We start from the raw sequence: 17,764 nt of genomic DNA on the forward strand, positions 1-17,764 counted from the left end.
TTTGTCTCCCTAGAGAACCTGGTTGCGCAGCGCGGCCTTGTCGTCGCGCCACAGGCGGTCGAGATTCTCGACCAGTATGTCTATCACGTTGTCCTCGTAGGCGCGCGTCTCGCCCGCCGTGTGGGGCGTGACGAAGACATTGGGCAGGGTCCACAGCGGCGATGCCGCCGGCAGGGGCTCGTCGGCCGTGACGTCGAGCGCGGCGGCCCAGATGCGGCCGTCCTTCATCGTCTCGATCAGGGCGGACTCGTCGGCGACCTTGCCGCGGGCAACGTTCACGAACACCGATGACGGCTTCATGGCGGCGAAGGCGGCGGCGCTCATCAGGCCCGTCGTCTCGGGCGTGAGCGCGCAGGTCAGCGCGACGATGTCGGCCTGCGGCACCAGCTTCACAAGATCGCCCATCGCATGGATCTCGTCAGCGCCGTTGGCACCCTGCGACGGGTCGCGGCGGATGCCGACCACTTTCATGCCGAACGCCTTGGCCAGCGTCGCGAGGTGGCTGCCGATGCGGCCCATGCCGACGACCAGCAGTGTCTTGCCGCCCAGCTCGTCCTCGCGTTGCGCGAGGTCGCCGATCATGCCGCGCCACATCTTCCTGTGCTGATTGTCCCGCGCCTCGGGCAGGCGGCGGAAGATCGCGAGGATCAGCGCGATCGCATGCTCGGCGACGGCACGGGCATTGACGCCGGCCGCGCTCGCCAGCCGCACGCCCTTGGCGCCGAGCTGCTCCCTCGAATACTGGTCCATGCCGGAGCTGATCGACTGGATGAATTTCAGCTTCCTGGCGTGGGGAATGAGGTCGTTCTTCCACATGCCGGAGGCCACCACCACGTCGGCCTCGCCGATGCGCTTGACGAGATCGTCGTACGACCAGGTCTGGAAGCTCTTGATCCCGGTGCCGCGCTTCTCGAAGCGGGCCTGCATCTGATACGCCGCATGCGCGAAGCAGATCGTCAACTCGTCCTTGGCTGGAAACATCGGCACCTAAATTCTCCCCTCGCCCCAACCTAGCGCCCGCGCACGCCCCATTGGAAGCGCCATCGCGCTCGGGATCAGAAGCGGTCGGGCCGGAACGGTTCGAGGTCGACGGTGGTCGGCCGGCCGGTCGCCAGCTCGGCGACGAGCTGGCCCGTGATGCCCGCCATGGTGAGGCCGAGATGGTCGTGGCCGAAGGCGAAGAACACGTTGCGATGGTGCGGCGAGCGGCCGATCACCGGCTTGGAATCCGGATGGGAAGGCCGTGGCCCCATCCAGCGCGAGGCCGGCTCTCCGCCAAGGTCCGGCAGCAGCGCCCGGGCGTGCCGGGTGATGCGGTCGGCGATGCGCATGTCGGCCGGCGCATCCGGCGCGGCGATCTCCGAGACGCCGGTGGCGCGGATGCCCTCGTGCATGTGGGAGATCGACACGCTGCGGTCGGCCGACACCACCGCCCGCCGGAGCGCGAAGCCGGGATCGGCGAACATCACATGGTAGCCGCGCTCGGCCTCGAGCGGCACGTGCGTGCCGAGCTGGGCGGCCAGCGAGCGCGACCAGACTCCGGCGGCGATCACGACCGTCTCGACGTCGATCGGGGCGCCGTCGGTGAGAAGCCTGACCGGTCCCTCCGGACCGATGGCGAAGCCGCGCGCCTCGGCGCTGGCGATCTCGCCGCCGCGGCGCACGAAGTCGGCTGCCAGCGCCTCGCACAGCCGGAACGGATCGATGGTGCGGCTGACGTCGGGTAGCGACACCGCCCTGACGATCCGAGGCGACAGCGCCGGCTCCATCTGGCGCGCCTCGTTGCCGTCGAGGATGTCCATGTGGACGCCGTTGCGGCGCCGCAGGTCGAGCGCATAGGCGGCCGCGGCGAACGCCGCCTCGCTCTCGAAGGTCATCATCAGCCCGTCATGCGCCACCCATCGGCCGGCGTCCGCGGCCTCGATCAGCGGGGCATAGCCGGCGAGGGCCTGGATCAGCAGCGAGTTGCGCGCGGCGGCAATGGCCTCGACCCGCTCGGGCCGGGAGGCCTCGACGAAACGCCGGAACCACGGCAGCGCGCGAGGCACATGGTTCCAGCGCAGCTTCAGCGGCGATTCCGGGTCGAGCAGCATCCGCGGCACCCGCTTCAGCACCCCGGGCAGCGCGAACGGCACGCACGACGCGGTGCCGAAACTGCCGGAATTGCCGAACGAGGCGGCGCGCCCCGGCTCGCCGCGTTCGACGAGCCGGACGCCGAAACCCTGGCGCTGCAGATGGAGCGCGCAGCAGATGCCGACGATTCCGCCGCCGATCACCGTCGCATGCCTGGTGTTCATCGCGTCGCTTTCCCTGCTTCGGCCGATCGCGCAGTATGCACGCCGCCAACACCAGGGGAACCGCCATGCGCCGCAATCCACTCCGCGAATGCCTGACCGCCGGCAAGCCGACCGTCGGCACGCACATCCTGTCGGCCTGGCCGACCCTGGTGGAGCTGATCGGCCATTCCAAGCAGTACGACTATGTCGAGTTCACCGCCGAGTATGCGCCCTTCACCATGCACGATCTCGACAATCTCGGCCGCGCCTTCGAGCTGATGGACATGGCCGGCATGATCAAGATCGAGCAGACCCAGTACACCCACCAGGCCATGCGCGCGATCGGCGCCGGCTTCCAGAGCGTGCTGTTCGCCGACATCCGCTCGGTCGAGGACGCCCGGCTCGCGGTCGACGCTGTGCGCGCCGAGACGACCATGGCCAAAGGCGCGCGCGGCCGCGGCCGGCTGGGCGTCGGCATGCGGCGCGACGTCGGCACCGTTCGCCAGGGCGGCACGCCGGCCTATGTCGACGCCCTGAACGAGGTCGTCATCGCCATCATGGTGGAGAAGCAGTCCTGCGTCGAAGACCTCGAGGCGATCCTGTCGGTGCCGGGCATCGACATGGTGCAGTTCGGCGCCTCCGACTTCTCCATGAGCATCGGCAAGACCGGCCAGTACGGCCATCCCGACGTGCTGGCGGCCGAGACCAAGACCATCCAGACCGCGCTGAAGATGGGCCTTCACCCGCGGGTCGAGCTGCGCGACCCCAGCCAGGCCGGCAAGTACCTGGCCATGGGGGTCAAGCATTTCTGCATCGGCTGGGACGTCCGCATCCTGGCCGACTGGTGGGACACGAAGGGCGCCGAGATGCGCGACCTGCTGCGCGCCAAGCCGAAGAAGGCGACGGCCAAGGCTGCCTCCACCGCCAGGCGCGGCAAGGGCAAGCCGCAGGGTGGCAAGGGCAACGGCGCGGCCCGCGGCAACTACGCTTAAAGCCCGCTCGCATCGAGACGATCCAGTCTGCGGTCCCGGACTCCAGTCAGCGCTCGACGCCGAAGACCAGCGTGGGCCAAAGGTCGTGCACCCGGGTGACGATGACGCGATCGACGTCGGCACAATGAAGCGGACTGGCGATCCGTCCGGCGCCTTCATGCCAGGATTGAATGCGGTGCCGCCCGAGGAGGAAGAGTTGCACTCGGACCTTCTTGTCGTCGACGAAGATCAGCGCGTGGGTTCCCTCCGGCACGTAGGGTCCCATGGCTTTCAGATGGGCATTGATCCGATCGCTGAACGGCTCCTTCTCGTCGATGCGCGAGGCATAGGACCTCAACTGGCAGACCCTCTCGGCCGGCCTCTTCAGGAGATCCCGCAATCGAACGACGTCGCCGACCCTGATCCTGTCGAGATCCGCCGGATCGATGACCTCGATTTCCCTCTTCTTCGATCGGCAGCCGCTCGCCAACAGGGGAACGGCACAGAGGTTCGCGAGCAGTCGACGGCGCGTGGTCAAGGAACGTTCCTCCCAACCGTGAGCTGATTCGCCCTCGGACGTGGTTGATGCTGTTCACCTGACGTCGTGTCGACGGGCATCGTTACACGTTTCTTTCCCGAATTTTTTCCTAGTCTAGCCGCTGGCCTGCGATAGCCCGATCGCTTGCTGTCGCTGCCTAGAACAATCCTCCTTTGGGCATGCCATTGGTTCGGCGGATCCGCTCGATTTCGTCGTTCGATAGCGGATGGTCCTGCGGTGCCGGCACAAGGAAATCACCTCCAATGTACGGTCCGTAGTACCGGTGAGGTCTGATACGGAAGGTCGGGGTGAACGGCCCTCTCGCTGCGGGGGCCCCGAACGGCGGCGGAATTTTCCCTTCGTAGATGTGATTGCGATCATAGTCGTAGGGAGACGGCACCAGGGTGGGTCCCGTGTAGTAGCGGGCGTCTTGGGACGGATCGAGGATCAGGTCGCCGCGCTTCAGGGCGCCGTGCACGCGGTCCGCAATGTCGTCGTTGTCGACCGCCCCGGCGGCAAGGCCACGACCGGCCGCGTTGTTCCATCGATCCATGTGCTTCGCGTAGCTGTGCTGAGAAGCAGAGCGCCTGTGTTTGAGATCCCCCCATACCTCGTTGACGTCACCGAACAGGTGCGCCGGAAGTGGACCATACTCCCGGGGCCATCGCGGCGCTGGCGTAGGCACGCCCACGCTCCGCACCCATCGTCGATCGCCCTCTCCATCCGGCAGGGCTGTCACGGAACGCGCTCGAATCAATCCGCGTCGGCGGACGGGCATGTCAGCTTCGAATGCCGCTTATTATCAGCACTCCTGTCAATGTTGCATGCGCGCCCGCAAGGTCCACATTCCCGAGAAGCGATCATGCAGGCCGATGACCGAAGTGCAGGAATGAGCCCAGGAATCACGAACGATCGGACAGTCCCCCTTCCCCCGGCGGCCGAGCGGCGTCCGTCGCGGCGCACGCTGCACGGCATCGTGCTGACGGACGACTATGCCTGGCTGAAGGATCCCAACTGGCAGGAGGTGCTGCGCAAGCCCGCCCTGCTCGATCCCGACATCAGGGCCTATCTCGAGGCGGAGAACCGCTACACCGAGGCCTGGCTGCTGCCGCTGCAGGACCTGCAGAGGACGCTGGTCGCCGAGATGCGCGGGCGGATCAAGGAGGACGATTCCAGCGTTCCCCAACCCGACGGGCCCTTTGCCTACTTCTGGAAGTTCAATCCCGGCGGGCAGCACGAGACGATCGGCCGCCTGCCGCGCGACGGCGGCGAGAGCGAGATCCTGCTCGACGGCGACGCCCTCGCCGCCGGGTCGGTCTACTTCAAGTTCGGCGGCACGCGGCATTCGCCGAACCATCGGCTCGAAGCCTGGAGCGCCGACGTCAAGGGCTCGGAATACTTCACCGTCCGGGTGCGGCGGTGGGACACGGGCGCCGATCTCCCGGACGTGATCGACCAGACGAGCGGCAGCGTCGTCTGGGGCCACGATTCGACGTTCTTCTACTACGTCCGGGTCGACGAGAATCACCGGCCCCTCCGCCTCTACCGCCATCGCCTGGGAACAGCGCAGGCCGACGACGTGCTGGTCTACGAGGAGAAGGACAATGGCTGGTTCGTGCGCGCCGAGGAGAGCGCGTCGGGCCGCTTCTGTGTCGTCGCGACCGGCAACCAGGCGACCTCCGAGCGCTGGCTCATCGATCTTGCCGATCCCGACGCCGCGCCGCGGCTCGTGGCGCCGCGCGAGACCGGCGTGCGCTACAGCGTCTACGACCGCGGCGACACGCTCTACATCCTGACCAACCAGGGCGACGCCATCGACTTCCGCGTCGACGTCGCGCCGCTGGCGACGCCCGGCCGGGAGAACTGGCGCGAACTGATCCCGCACCGGCCCGGCATCTACCTCGTCAAGGTGTCGCTGCACGCGGGCCATCTGGTGCGGCTGGAGCGCGAGAACGCGCTGCCCTCGATCGTCGTGCGCGACCTCGCCGACGGGACCGAGCATGCCATCGCCTTCGACGAGACGGCCTACGCGCTCGACATCGTCGACGGCTTCGAATTCGACACGACGCGGCTGCGCTTCGCCTATTCGAGCATGACGACGCCGGCCGAGGTCTACGACTACGACATGGCGGGCCGCCAGCGGGTGCTGCGCAAGCGCCAGGAGATTCCCTCGGGACACGATCCGGCCGACTACGTCACGACCCGGATCATGGCGCCGAGCCACGACGGCGCCCTGGTGCCGGTCTCGATCCTGCACCGTCGCGACCTGCCGCACGACGGCAAGGCGCCGCTGCTGCTCTACGGCTACGGTTCCTACGGCATGGCGATGCCGGCCTCGTTCTCGGCCAATCGCCTGTCGCTGGTGGATCGCGGCTTCGTCTACGCCATCGCCCATATCCGCGGCGGCTCGGACAAGGGCTGGGGCTGGTACCTCGACGGCAAGCTCGACCGGAAGACCAACACCTTCGACGATTTCGCCGCCGCCGGCCGGGCCCTGATCGAGGCGCGCTACACCGCGCCCGGCCGCATCGTCGGGCACGGCGGCAGCGCCGGCGGCATGCTGATGGGCGCCGTCGCCAACCGCGCCGGCGAGCTGTTCGCCGGCATCGTCTCCGAGGTGCCGTTCGTCGACGTGCTCAACACGATGCTCGACGACACGCTGCCGCTCACGCCGCCGGAATGGCCGGAATGGGGCGACCCGATCACCGACCCGGCGGCCTTCCGCCATATCCGGTCCTATTCGCCCTACGACAATGTCGCGGCCCGGCGCTACCCGGCCATCCTGGCGATGGCCGGCCTGACCGATCCGCGCGTCACCTACTGGGAGCCCGCCAAGTGGGTCGCCCGCCTGCGCGCCACCATGACCGGCGGCGGACCGGTGCTGTTGCGCACCAACATGGGCGCCGGCCATGGCGGCGCGGCCGGCCGCTTCGACCGGCTCGAGGAAGTGGCGATCGCCTACGCGTTCGCACTCGCCGTCACGGGCACTGCAGCAGGCGAATAGGGCAAGCTGATGCATGGCGTGCGGCTACAATAACCGAAGTTTTCATTCGACTCAAGGCGCGAGCGGCCGGTCCCATGCGGGGCGACAGATTCTTGCGACTTTTTGGGCTCCAGGAGCCACCGCCGCTGGTGACGAACCTTTGGAAAACACCAGATATCGGTGACTGCACTGCAGTCATCATCGAAAGGTATGGAGCCGCGCGACTGCCCTACCGGTCGCCTTCAGTCTTCGCGTCCTCGACGGTCAACACCAGCTTCTGGATCCCGGGCTGCCGCTCGGGCGACAGGACGATCGAGACGGTGAGCCGGCCGCGCGCGCCGGCCAGCGTGACGCGGCCGGCGAGCGCATGGGTGGGCTCGATCGTCTCGATGTCGGCCTCGCCCACCTGTTCCTTCAAGCGCGCAAGTTCTGCATTGCGCAGGGGCGGCGGCATATCGAGGAAGAAGTTCGAGGCGCAGGCCGACGCCGCATCCTCGATGCGCCCGGACGCCCAGGCGGCCGCCACCGCGTCGACGGCGCGCCGCAGCGCCCGCGAGGGCACGGCCGGCGGCGGCTTCGGCCGCGCCTCGTGCAGGACCCTGGCGAGCTTCGGCGTCAGCTTCGACATCGGCGCGTAGGTTCGGTTGGCGAAGGCGAACACGCCCCAGCCGCGCTCGGGCAGCAGCAGCACGTGCGAGCCGTACCCCGGGAGGCCGCCCGCATGATGCAGGAGACGGCCGAGCACGGGATCGAGCGTGTTGTTCAGCCCGTATCCATAGGCGCTGGGCCGCGGTTCGGGACCGTCGGGCTGGAACGGCGGCGCATGGAACAGGCCCAACTCGCGCACGCTCGCGCGCCGCACCGGCCCCGTTTCGGGATCGTCGCGCGCCGGCCAGGCCGACAGCAGGAAAGCCACCCAGCTTGCATAGTCCGGCGCGGTGGTGACGAGCCCGCCCATCGCGCCGACCTCGCCGTCCGGCTCGATGCGCTCGCGCGACCAGGTCTCGCCGTCGAGCCGGTAGCCGAAGGCATAGTCGCCGCGCGACGCCGCCGGCGCGTCGAAGCCCGTGCGCGTGAGACCGAGCGGCGCGAGGAACAGGCGCCGCACATGATCCTGGTAGGGCTCGCCGCTCACGTTGGTCAGGACCCGGCCGAGCAGCGCATAGCCCAGGTTGGAATATTCGAAGGCGAGGCCCGGCGGCCGGGCGAACAGCGTCCCGGTCGCGATCACGTGGTCGAGCTGGGCCGGCGTCATGCCGAGCACACGGTCGCCCCAGGGATCGTCGGTGACGAAGCCCGCCACATGGCTGAGAAGGTGGCGCACCGTGACCGGCGCGCTGTCCGCCGTGGCGGGCTTCACGGCGGCGAACTGCGGCACGTAGGTCGACAGCGGTGCGTCGAGCGCGAGCTTGCCCGCGTCGCGGAGCGACAGGATCGCCAGCGCCGTCATGTTCTTGGTCATCGAGGCGATGCGGAAGGCGGTGTCCCGTCCCACCGGTCGGCCGGCTTCGCGGTCGGCCAGGCCCAGCATCGTCACATGGACCAGCCGGCCGCCCTCGACGATGCCTGCGACGAGGCCGGGGAGCTTGTGCTCCTCGGCAAAGGCCGCCGAGGCCGCGTCGATGTCAGCGAACATCGAAGCATCATAGCGGGCGGCGTACACGGGCGTCGCCTGGCATCCTTACCGCAGTCGAGACGGGCATCCACGGCACCTGGAACGGAAGGGTCGACGGCGCGCCTCCATGGGCGCAGGATCGGCGGGCAATGACGGCCCCCGAGGCCGCAGCCAACAAACCGACGATCAGGAGGAACGACCATGAAGGCAGAGGCCGACAAGGTTCTGAAGGACGCCGTCGCCCGGGGCGACGTGCCCGGCGTGGTGGCGGTCGCCACCGACGCGAAGGGAACGACCTACGAGGGCGGCTTCGGCAAGCGCACGCTCGGCGAGTCGGCCGACATGACGCCCGACACGGTCGTCTGGATCGCCTCGATGACCAAGGCCGTCACCGGCGCGGCGGCGATGCAGCTGGTCGAGCAGGGCAAGCTCTCCCTCGATTCGCCGGCCAAGGCGGTGATCCCGGCCCTGGGGAAGGTCGAGGTGCTCGACGGGTTCGACGACAAGGGCAAGCCGAAGACCCGCAAGGCCCGGGGCGATATCACGCTGCGCCACCTGCTCACCCATACGGCGGGCTTCGGCTACGACATCTGGAGCCCCGAGATCGCCAAGTACATGGAGGCGATGGAAGTCCCGGGCATCATCAGCTGCCAGGACAAGGCGCTGACGACGCCGCTGCTGTTCGATCCCGGCGAGCGGTGGTTCTACGGCATCAACATCGATTTTGCCGGCAAGATGGTCGAGGCGGCGAGCGGGCAGAAGCTCGGCGCGTACATGCAGGCCAACCTGTTCGGTCCGCTCGGCATGGACAGCACGGCCTTCCGGATGAGCGACGGCATGCGCGCCCGCCGGGCCACCATCCACCACCGCGGCGAGGACGGGAAACTGGTTCCGGACCCGACGATCGAGATCCCGCAGGAGCCCGAGTTCGAGATGGGCGGCGGCGGTCTCTACAGCACGGCGGGCGACTACCTGAAGTTCGTGCGCATGATGCTGAACCAGGGAAAGTCCGACAAGGGCGAGGCGGTGCTGAAGCCTGCCACCGTGGCCGAGATGTCGAAGAACGCCATGGGCGACAGCAAGGTGACGTTGCTCAAGACGGCCGCCCCGCCCTTCTCCAACGACGCCGAGTTCTTCCCCGGCATCGACAAGCAGTGGGGCCTGTCCTTCATGATCAACAACCAGGACGCCCCGACCGGCCGTTCGGCCGGCAGCCTCGCCTGGGCGGGCCTCGCCAATACCTACTACTGGATCGACCAGAAGAAGGGCTTGGGCGGCGTCTATGCCACGCAGATCCTGCCGTTCGCCGACGTGAAGTCGCTGCCGCTGTTCCACGCCTTCGAGAGCACGGTGTACGGGCGATAGTCGACCGCGGCCGGTCGCGACGCGCGGCCGCGCCTCAGGACACCAGGCCGAACAGCTCGGTGTCCTCGCGGACCCCGCGAAGGCGGTGGTAACCGAGCGACACGAGCCGGTGGCGGCTCGTGTCGGCGGCCCGGGCGAAGGCCTGGGACATCAGCAGGTTGCGGCCGAGCGAGTCGCACAGCCGCTCGATGCGTGAGGCCTCGTTGACGGCGGGTCCGATGACGGTGAAATCGAGGCGATCATCGGCGCCGACATTGCCGTAGTGGACGTGTCCGACATGGAGCGCGACGTCGAGTGCGGGAGTCGGCAGCGACCGGCCCGCGCGGCGCGCCTCCAGCGCGGCCATGGCCGCCAGCGTCTCGCAGGCCGCGTCGAGTGCCTTCCCACAGACCTCGGCGCGCGAACGACCCTCGACCCGGAAGATCGCCAGCAGGCCGTCGCCCAGGAACTTGAGGATCTCGCCTCCGTGGGCGACGACCGGGCGCACCATGCCGTCGAAACAGTCGTCGAGCAGCGTGATCAGCTCCTGCCCGGGCATTGTGTCGGCAAGGGCCGTGAAGCCGCGGAGGTCGGTGAACAGGAGCACCGCCTCGACTCCCTGGACCTGGCCCCGCTCGACCGTGCCGGCCAGCACCCGGCTGGCCGGATCCCGGCCGAGATAGGCGCCGAGCAATCCTTCCCCGATCGTTCGCAGGGTCGTGGCCTTGGCCGCCAGGGCGAAAACGGGGAGCAGATCGCGGACGAGCGCCATCTGGCTATCGGTGAAACCGGCCGGGGCGTCGGTCGCGAGAGAGCAGACGAGCCACAGTTCTCCCCGGCGCTCGGCATCGAGCGGATCGCCGGCCTTCGGCACGAGCGGGCCGAAGGGAAAGACCCACCCGTACCACTCCGTCATGCCGGCGGCGCGCAACTCGGCGAAAACCGGCAATTCGTCGCGCGGCGCCGGCGAGGTGAAAATATTGCGCCGTTCTGCAACCGATCGCTGCAACATCGATGCGAAGGGACTTTGGCGCAGCATGGGCGCATCGATGTCCGACTGCCGAAACTCGAAACGCGTGTTCAGCCCCTGGTCGCGTTCCCAGATCAGGCTGCGGACCCGCACGAGCGGATGAAGCGTGCTCGTGCCGACAAACATGCGTGCCAGCGGCACGCCAAGCTCGTTGAGCCGCCGGGCAAAGCCATCGACGAGCGCTTCGATCGGCAGGTTCCCGAGGCCGGCGTCGGCGAGCCAGCGCGTGACGTCGGCCTTCAATCGTCGCCTATGGTTTGGTGCGGTTTGCCGCGCGGCAGCGACAGGTGTCGTATTGATGCAGCTCGACCATGTTGCCACACGGATCATTCATGAAAATCTGGGTCGAATCAGGGCTGACCAGGCCTTCGATCACCCAATACTTCACGCCCATTCGGTCGAGCTCCGCTCGAGTCTCGGCGATGCTTTCGACGGCATACGCAACGTGCGGTCGGGTCGGATCCTCGCCGGGTCCCCTGGCGACCGGCGACGGTTGCGGGCCACCGATAAGATGAATCTGCCCCACTTCACCGACGTTGACCCAGGCCCCCGGGATACCGGGAATTGTTGGCCGACCCGAATCGCACTGCAGGCCGAGGACGTCGGCATAGAAGTCCTGGGTCGCCTTCAGCAGATTCGCCTCGTCGTCGACACGCACGCCCGTGTGATGAATCTCCAGAACCTTTACGGCCATGATATCTTCCTCCCGGATGAAATGAACTGTTTCTTCAGCTTGCCATCATTTTGCCCGTGGCAAAGTTGAGCGCAATGGTATTGGAGTTCACATCGCGTCAGCCTCTGTGCAACAAACGACTCCCGGAAAACGTTATGTGCCAAATCGCATTGCATGGCGGGGCAATAGTCTCTAATCCAAAGCGGCGATCGGCGTGAGCGAAAGGAACCAGCGTGAAGGCGATCAATTCCATGACGTTGACCGAGCTGCTCAAGGCGAAGACCAAGCTGGAGTCCGCAATCTTTCAACGCCTTGATGCCGAACGCCGGGAATTGAGCAAGGCCATGACGCGCATCGAATCGCAGGGCGCTCGGAACGCCAAGCGCATGAAGTCGCTGGGCCGCAAGCCGCGCAAGGCGCGCAAGCTTCCGATCCGGTTCCGGAACCCGGAGAATCCCAGCGAGACCTGGGCGGGACGGGGCCTGCGTCCGCGCTGGCTGGTGGCCGCCCTCAAGAGCCGGAAGAAGAAGCTGGCCGACTTCGCGGTCGAATAGGCCGCCGTCTCCGTCACGTCGGTGGCGGTACCATGACGCCTTCCGGCAACGACGCGCAGTGGTCGTAGATCTCCGACGGCCGCGTGAACCAGACCTTGTCCTTCTGCGGATGGCCCGCGATGTGCTGCAGAGCCTCGCGCAGCATCCTGAGCCTGTAGGGCTGGCCGACGATCATCGTGTGCAGGGCGATGCCGCAGACCAGCGGCTGTCGCGCCGACTGGCGCAGCAGCTCCTCGAACTGGCCGATGATGAAGTCGCGGAACTGTTCCGGCGTATGGTGCCGCACCAGGATTTGCGGACTGTCGTTGATCTCGATGGGATAGGGCACGCTCATCAGCGGGCCGGAACGGGTCTTCATCCAGAGCGGCTGGTCGTCGGCCGGCCAGTCCATCAGGAAGTCGAAGCCGGTCTCCTTCAGCAAGTCGGGCGTGTGGTGGCTCGAGGCCATCCAGGGCGCCATCCAGCCGCGCGGCCGGCGGCCGGACGCCTTCTCGATCGCGTCCCGCACCTCCTCGAGAAAGCGCTTCTCGTCGGCCTCCCACATGAGGCCGTGGCGTTCGGCGTTGGTCCGGCCATGGCCGATGAACTCGTCGCCCCGCGCCTTCAGGGCGTCGACGATCTGGGGTGCGTAGTCGAACACCGTGGTGTTGATCAGATGCGCTGCCGGCAGGTTGAGTTCGTCGAACAGGTCCAGGCACCGCCAGACGCCGACGCGGTTGCCGTAGTCGCGCCAGGCGAAGGTGCGCGGATCGGGCGGCGTCCCGGCCACGGTCAGGAGATGGCCGTCGCCGGCGCCGAAGGCAAAATGCTCGATGTTGAGGCCGAGATAGACGGCCAGCCGCTTGCCGTCCGGCCAGGAATAGTCCTTGCGCTCGGTGATCGGCGAATAGGCATAACGATTGTGATACGGCAGGCGGAGCATGGATCGATCCTTGTTACGACAATGCTGTCATTCCGAGCGCAGCGCCTGCCCTGAGTGAAGTCGAAGGGAGCGACCTTTCCTGTTGCCTCGAAGGTCCCTCGCTTCGCTCGGGATGACAGTGTGCGCGGTCCCCGGGCTAACGTCTCACCACGGCGACCTTGTTCTCTTCCGACTCCACGGCATTCATCGCCCGGAAGCGGGCGACCGCCTCCGCGTGGAAGGCGCGTTCGGCGGGACCGGCCTCATCGGTCGGCCGGCGCTCGTCGTCGAAATTTCCGTACCTGTCCTCGCCGCGCACAAGCATGGCGGTCACCCGGGTGTCCGCCGTGCAACGCGCCGACGTCGGAATGTAGCTGATGCCGAGCCCGATGCGCCGGTCGGTCGAGCGGTTGGGCCGGGAATTGTGGACCAGATGCGTATGGTGCAGCGAGAACTGTCCGGCCTTGACCGGCATGAAGGCGGTGCGGCGACGATCGACATCGACGGCCAGCGTCTGGCCGCGCGACAGGAGATTGTCCGTGTCCTGGAGCTCGGCATGGGGCAGCTGACCCAGCCGGTGCGACCCCGGGACCACCTCCATGCAGCCCGCCTCGACCGGCGCGTCCGTCAGCGCCACCCAGGCAGTCACGTGGCACGCCGGCTCGAGCGCGAAATAGGTCGCATCCTGGTGCCAGCTCACGTAGGTGCCCGATCCCGGATCCTTCGGCCAGACGGAGAGATGGAACAGGCGGATGTCGGGGCCGATCAGGTCCTCGACCGCGTCCAGCACCTCGGGCGAGTGGACGATCTCGTCGACCCACGGGAACAGCAGATGCGGCTTGAAATTGTGGCCACGGGTCATCTTCTGGCCCTGGGCCCGCTCGAACGTTTCGAGCCTGTCGCGCCAGGCGCGGACGCGGTCGGGCGAGAAGGCATCGACGGGGCAGACAAAACCGTCCCGCTCGTACTGGGCGACCTGTTCGGTCGTGAGCTTCCTGGGCATCAGTGCGCCGTCCAGCCGCCGTCGACGAACAGCAGCGTTCCCGTGACGAAGGAGGAGTCGTCGCTGGCGAGGAACAGGGCCGCGCTCGCCACCTCCTCGGGTCGCCCGATCCGTCCCATCGGATGGCGCTGGCGCCAGAACGCCCGCATCTGGTCGGGATCGGCATGACGTTGCAGGGAGCGCGCCGGCATCGGCGTATCGATCACGCCGGGCATCAGCGCATTGATCCGGATCCCCTGATGCGCATGATCCACCGCCATGGTCTTGGTCAGGGAGGCGATGGCGCCCTTGGAGGCGATGTAGGCTGCATTCTTCCCGAGGCTCGACTGCGCAAGCTGCGAGCCGACGGTGACGATTGCCCCCGCGCCGGCGGTGATCATCGGACGGATGGCATGGTGCACCCACAGGTAGGTGCCCTTGACGTTGACCGCGAAGGTACGGTCCCAGTTCACTTCCTCGATCGCGTCGACGGTACCGCCCAGGGAGATGCCGGCCGCGGTCAGGAGCACGTCGATGCGCCCCCACCTTTCCATGACCTGCGCCACACCGGCGGACGCTTCGGCATCGCGACTGACATCCCCCGGCAGGACGATGGCCTTGCCGCCGCCCGCCTCGATGTCGGCCGCCACCTGACCCAGGCCCTGCACGTCCTGGTCCACCAGGGCCAGCCTGGCGCCTTCAGCCGCGAACAGGCGGGCCGAGGCGGCGCCGATGCCGGAGGCCGCGCCGGTGACGATCGCCACCCGATCCTTGAGCTTCATGGATCAAGTCTACGGCCGTGATGGCACCTTGTCAGCGCGGCCGATTGCGCAGCGGTTTGCGACGCGCCCGCCGCGCCATCATGTTGAGACCCTCGACGAAGGCGGAGAAGGCCATCGCCGCGTAAATGTAGCCCTTGGGAATGTGGAACCCCATGCCGTCGGCGATCAGGGTGATGCCGATCATCATGAGGAAGCCCAGCGCCAGCATGACGATGGTCGGATTGTTGCCGATGAACCGCGCCAGCGGATCGGCCGCCAGCAGCATGAGGCTGACCGCGACCAGGACAGCGATGATCATGATCGGGAGGTCGTCGGTCATGCCGACAGCGGTGATGATGCTGTCGAGTGAGAACACCAGATCGAGTATCAGAATCTGGCCGATGGCCGACGTCATGCTGACCCGAAGCACCTCACCGGCGCCGGTGCCGTGCTCGTCTTCTTCCGAGACCTGGTCGTGAATCTCGCTGGTCGCCTTGTAGATCAGGAAGAGGCCGCCCCCGATCAGGATGAGGTCCCTCCAGGAAAAGCCGTGGCCCAGGAGTGAAAAGACCGGCGTGGTCAGGCTGGCGATGAACGCGACGCCGCTCAGCAGGCCGAGGCGCAGGACGACGGCCAGGCCGATGCCGATCCGCCGGGCCATCCTCTGCTGCTCCGCCGGCAGCTTGTTGGTGAGGATCGAGATGAAGATCAGGTTGTCGATGCCGAGAACGACTTCCATGACGATGAGGGTGATCAGCGCCGCCCAGGCATTGGGATCGCGGGCGAGGATGAGGAGTTCGTCCATGATCCTCTCAACATAGGCAAGGCTGCCGCGCGCCGACAGGCCTTTCCTTTCGCAGGCCGCCGGGCTACCTCCGACCCGCCATGAATTCGCCCGCCGCGGCTCCGCGGCCCCTGCCGACACGAGCCCCGACGGTGGCCATCGTGCTGCTCTCGCTGGCCGCCTTCGCGTCGGCCGCCAACATGCGCGTGATCGACCCCCTCCTCGTGCAGCTCTCCGCGACCTTCGGCGTGACCGTCGGAACGGCCTCCATCGCCGCCACGGCCTTCCTGCTCGCCAACGGGGTCTTCGTGCTGGTCCATGGGCCGTTCGGCGACCGCTACGGCAAGATGCCGGTCGTGGCCATCGCCTGCATCGCGGCCGCCCTGTGCTGCATCCTGAGCAGCCTCGCCACCTCGATCGCCTGGCTGACCGTGGCTCGGTTCCTGACCGGCGTCACCAGTTCCGCCGTGATCCCGCTCGCGATCGCGTGGGTCGGCGACAATGTGAGCTACGAGCGCCGCCAGGCGACCCTGGCCCGCTTCCTCACGGGCCAGACGCTGGGTCTCATGACCGGCTCGGCGATGGGCGGGGCGATCGGCGACTGGCTGGGCTGGCGCTGGGTCTTCGCCCTGCTGGCCGTGCTCTACGTCATTGCCGGCGTCGCCCTCTTCGCCGTGATCCGCGCCCGGCCCGACATCGCCCACGCGACGGGCCAGGGCCGCGGCTCCATGATCGGCCAGATGGTCGGCGTCCTGCGCCGCCGCTGGGCACTGACCGTCGTCCTGGTGGTGGCGCTCGAAGGCGGCATGTTCTGGGGCGCCTTCACCTTTGTGGGCGCGGACCTGCACCAGCGCTTCGGCCTCGGGCTGGCCGCGCTCGGCCTCGCCGTGGCGGCCTTCGGCGCCGGCGGCTTCGCCTACGTGCTGGTGGCCCCCCATCTCGTCCGCGTGCTGGGCGAGCGCGGCCTCTGCCGGTGGGGCGCGGCCGGGCTCGGCATCGCCTTTGCGGCCATGGCGCTCGCCCCGACGGCCGAGGTCGAGTTCGCCGCCGTCGCGCTGTCCGGCGTCTCCTTCTACATGCTGCACAACACGCTGCAGACCCACGGCACGCAGATGGCGCCCGAAGCGCGCGGCGCGGCCATGGCCCTGTTCGCGCTCTGCCTGTTCGTCGGCCAGGCGATCGGCGTGCCGGTCGCCGCGCCCATCGTCGACCGCTGGGGCGCGCCGCCGGTCTTCTGGGCGGCCGCCATCGTCCTGCCGCTGCTGGGCTTCTGGTTCGCCGACGCGTTGCGGCGGCGGCCGGCCTGACCGCTCAGTTCTCGGGCGGGACGCGGAACGCGTAGGGCTCCTCGAGCATCGCCGTCTCGTCCGCCGTCAGCGTGAGCTCCGTCGCCTCCGCAGCCGAGGTCAGCTGTTCGAGGCTGGTGGCGCCGATGATGGGGGCGCCCATGTACGGCTTGCCGAGCAGCCAGGCCAGCGCCGCCTGGGCCGGCGAGGCGTTCTTGCCCGCGGCGATCTTCTTCAGGCGATCGACCACCTCCCAGTCGCCGTCGCGGTAGGTGCCCGCCTTCACCTGGGCGTCGTTCTTCGAGCGCTCGGTGTCGCCGCCGCCGTCGCGGCTGCGATTGCCGGCCAGGAAGCCGCGCGCCAGCGGCGAATAGGGAATCAGGCCGACACCCTGCTCATGGCAGAGCCGGTTCATCTCCCGCTCCTCCTCGCGCTGGACGAGGTTGTAGAGGTTCTGCATCGCTATCGGGCGCGCATAGCCCTTCCAGTCCGCGATCATGAGCATCTGGGCGAACTTGTAGGCCGGCATGGTCGAGCCGCCGATGTAGCGAACCTTGCCCGAGCGCACGAGCTGGTCGAGCGAGTACATGGTCTCCTCGATCGGCGTGTGGGGATCGAGGCGGTGGACCTGGTAAACGTCGATATAGTCCGTCTGCAGCCGCCTGAGCTGGGCATCGACGGCGCTCATCAGGTGCTTGCGGCCGGTGCCGACATCGTTGGCGCTGTCGCTCATGCGGATGCCGACCTTGGTCGACAGGACGATGTCCTCGCGCTTCGCCATCTTCATGAGCGTGGCGCCCATGATCTCCTCGGAGCGGCCGGCATTGTAGGCATCGGCTGTGTCGAAGAAGGTGATGCCCACATCGAGCGCCCGCCTGAAATAGGCCGGCGCCTCGGCCTCGTCGAACTTGCCCCAGCCGCGGCGGCCCTTGGCGCCCCACGAGTTGCCGCCCAGGCAGATGCGGCTCACGATCAGGCCCGAGCGGCCCAGCGGTCCGTACTTCATCGACAATCCCCCTTGCCGGCCGGACCCTAGCAACCCACCTTGGGAGCATGAAGGTCCTGA

The 17,764-nt window shown here is 67.8% G+C and carries 17 protein-coding genes; 5 read left to right on the forward strand and 12 right to left on the reverse strand.

Annotation, left to right across the window (positions count from 1 at the left end):
* Positions 1-9 precede the first annotated feature (9 nt).
* Together ACO073_RS26700 and ACO073_RS26705 are read right to left on the reverse strand one after the other, a co-directional pair.
* The gene (locus tag ACO073_RS26700; protein WP_422002227.1) at positions 10-981 is read right to left on the reverse strand and encodes a D-2-hydroxyacid dehydrogenase; all 972 of its coding nucleotides are present in this window, start codon (positions 979-981) and stop codon (positions 10-12) included.
* A gap of 74 nt (positions 982-1,055) precedes the next feature.
* Complete coding sequence (locus tag ACO073_RS26705) at positions 1,056-2,297, reverse strand: NAD(P)/FAD-dependent oxidoreductase (RefSeq protein ID WP_422001844.1); 1,242 nt, start codon at positions 2,295-2,297, stop codon at positions 1,056-1,058.
* A 65-nt stretch (positions 2,298-2,362) separates the two neighbouring features.
* Here ACO073_RS26705 and ACO073_RS26710 point away from each other — a divergent pair, with 65 nt between their 5' ends.
* Complete coding sequence (locus ACO073_RS26710; RefSeq protein WP_422001846.1) at positions 2,363-3,268, forward strand: HpcH/HpaI aldolase family protein; 906 nt, start codon at positions 2,363-2,365, stop codon at positions 3,266-3,268.
* A gap of 46 nt (positions 3,269-3,314) precedes the next feature.
* Here the strand turns inward: ACO073_RS26710 and ACO073_RS26715 are convergent, their stop codons facing one another.
* The gene (locus tag ACO073_RS26715) at positions 3,315-3,785 is read right to left on the reverse strand and encodes a hypothetical protein (RefSeq protein ID WP_422001847.1); all 471 of its coding nucleotides are present in this window, start codon (positions 3,783-3,785) and stop codon (positions 3,315-3,317) included.
* A 157-nt stretch (positions 3,786-3,942) separates the two neighbouring features.
* Positions 3,943-4,338, reverse strand: coding sequence for a hypothetical protein (locus ACO073_RS26720; protein ID WP_422001849.1), 396 nt, complete (start codon positions 4,336-4,338; stop codon positions 3,943-3,945).
* 336 nt (positions 4,339-4,674) lie between these two features.
* Here ACO073_RS26720 and ACO073_RS26725 point away from each other — a divergent pair, with 336 nt between their 5' ends.
* The gene (locus ACO073_RS26725; protein ID WP_422001851.1) at positions 4,675-6,789 is read left to right on the forward strand and encodes a S9 family peptidase; all 2,115 of its coding nucleotides are present in this window, start codon (positions 4,675-4,677) and stop codon (positions 6,787-6,789) included.
* 208 nt (positions 6,790-6,997) lie between these two features.
* Here ACO073_RS26725 and ACO073_RS26730 read toward each other — a convergent pair whose 3' ends face one another.
* Positions 6,998-8,404 carry a serine hydrolase domain-containing protein gene (locus ACO073_RS26730; RefSeq protein ID WP_422001852.1) on the reverse strand — a complete coding sequence of 469 codons (1,407 nt, stop codon included), beginning with the start codon at positions 8,402-8,404 and terminating at the stop codon, positions 6,998-7,000.
* Positions 8,405-8,584: 180 nt separating this feature from the next.
* Here ACO073_RS26730 and ACO073_RS26735 point away from each other — a divergent pair, with 180 nt between their 5' ends.
* Entirely contained in the window at positions 8,585-9,748 is a 1,164-nt protein-coding gene (locus ACO073_RS26735; RefSeq protein WP_422001854.1) for a serine hydrolase domain-containing protein, read from the forward strand.
* A gap of 34 nt (positions 9,749-9,782) precedes the next feature.
* Here ACO073_RS26735 and ACO073_RS26740 read toward each other — a convergent pair whose 3' ends face one another.
* Both ACO073_RS26740 and ACO073_RS26745 read right to left on the reverse strand, forming a co-directional pair.
* Positions 9,783-11,000 (reverse strand): adenylate/guanylate cyclase domain-containing protein, encoded by a 1,218-nt coding sequence (locus tag ACO073_RS26740; protein ID WP_422001856.1) that lies wholly within the window; start codon positions 10,998-11,000, stop codon positions 9,783-9,785.
* Positions 11,001-11,007: 7 nt separating this feature from the next.
* Entirely contained in the window at positions 11,008-11,451 is a 444-nt protein-coding gene (locus tag ACO073_RS26745) for a VOC family protein (RefSeq protein WP_422001857.1), read from the reverse strand.
* Positions 11,452-11,663: 212 nt separating this feature from the next.
* On the opposite strand from ACO073_RS26745, the gene ACO073_RS26750 reads away from it, so the two are divergent.
* Positions 11,664-11,984 carry an H-NS family nucleoid-associated regulatory protein gene (locus ACO073_RS26750; protein ID WP_422001859.1) on the forward strand — a complete coding sequence of 107 codons (321 nt, stop codon included), beginning with the start codon at positions 11,664-11,666 and terminating at the stop codon, positions 11,982-11,984.
* A 13-nt stretch (positions 11,985-11,997) separates the two neighbouring features.
* Here ACO073_RS26750 and ACO073_RS26755 read toward each other — a convergent pair whose 3' ends face one another.
* The 4 genes from ACO073_RS26755 to ACO073_RS26770 all read right to left on the reverse strand — a co-directional run bounded on the left by ACO073_RS26755 (position 11,998) and on the right by ACO073_RS26770 (position 15,433).
* The gene (locus ACO073_RS26755; RefSeq protein ID WP_422001860.1) at positions 11,998-12,906 is read right to left on the reverse strand and encodes a polysaccharide deacetylase family protein; all 909 of its coding nucleotides are present in this window, start codon (positions 12,904-12,906) and stop codon (positions 11,998-12,000) included.
* A 136-nt stretch (positions 12,907-13,042) separates the two neighbouring features.
* The gene (locus ACO073_RS26760; RefSeq protein ID WP_422001862.1) at positions 13,043-13,888 is read right to left on the reverse strand and encodes a phytanoyl-CoA dioxygenase family protein; all 846 of its coding nucleotides are present in this window, start codon (positions 13,886-13,888) and stop codon (positions 13,043-13,045) included.
* Positions 13,888-14,649 carry an SDR family oxidoreductase gene (locus ACO073_RS26765; protein WP_422001863.1) on the reverse strand — a complete coding sequence of 254 codons (762 nt, stop codon included), beginning with the start codon at positions 14,647-14,649 and terminating at the stop codon, positions 13,888-13,890. The genes ACO073_RS26760 and ACO073_RS26765 overlap by 1 nt, the downstream gene beginning before the upstream one ends.
* Positions 14,650-14,680: 31 nt before the next feature.
* On the reverse strand, positions 14,681-15,433 hold the full coding sequence (locus ACO073_RS26770; RefSeq protein WP_422001865.1) for a TerC family protein: 753 nt from the start codon (positions 15,431-15,433) through the stop codon (positions 14,681-14,683).
* Positions 15,434-15,513: 80 nt separating this feature from the next.
* Here ACO073_RS26770 and ACO073_RS26775 point away from each other — a divergent pair, with 80 nt between their 5' ends.
* Positions 15,514-16,719, forward strand: coding sequence for an MFS transporter (locus ACO073_RS26775; protein WP_422001867.1), 1,206 nt, complete (start codon positions 15,514-15,516; stop codon positions 16,717-16,719).
* A gap of 4 nt (positions 16,720-16,723) precedes the next feature.
* Here the strand turns inward: ACO073_RS26775 and ACO073_RS26780 are convergent, their stop codons facing one another.
* Positions 16,724-17,704, reverse strand: coding sequence for an aldo/keto reductase (locus ACO073_RS26780; protein WP_422001869.1), 981 nt, complete (start codon positions 17,702-17,704; stop codon positions 16,724-16,726).
* Positions 17,705-17,764 lie beyond the last annotated feature (60 nt).

Source organism: Reyranella sp., from assembly GCF_965229815.1.
Taxonomy (GTDB): Bacteria; Pseudomonadota; Alphaproteobacteria; order Reyranellales; family Reyranellaceae; genus Reyranella.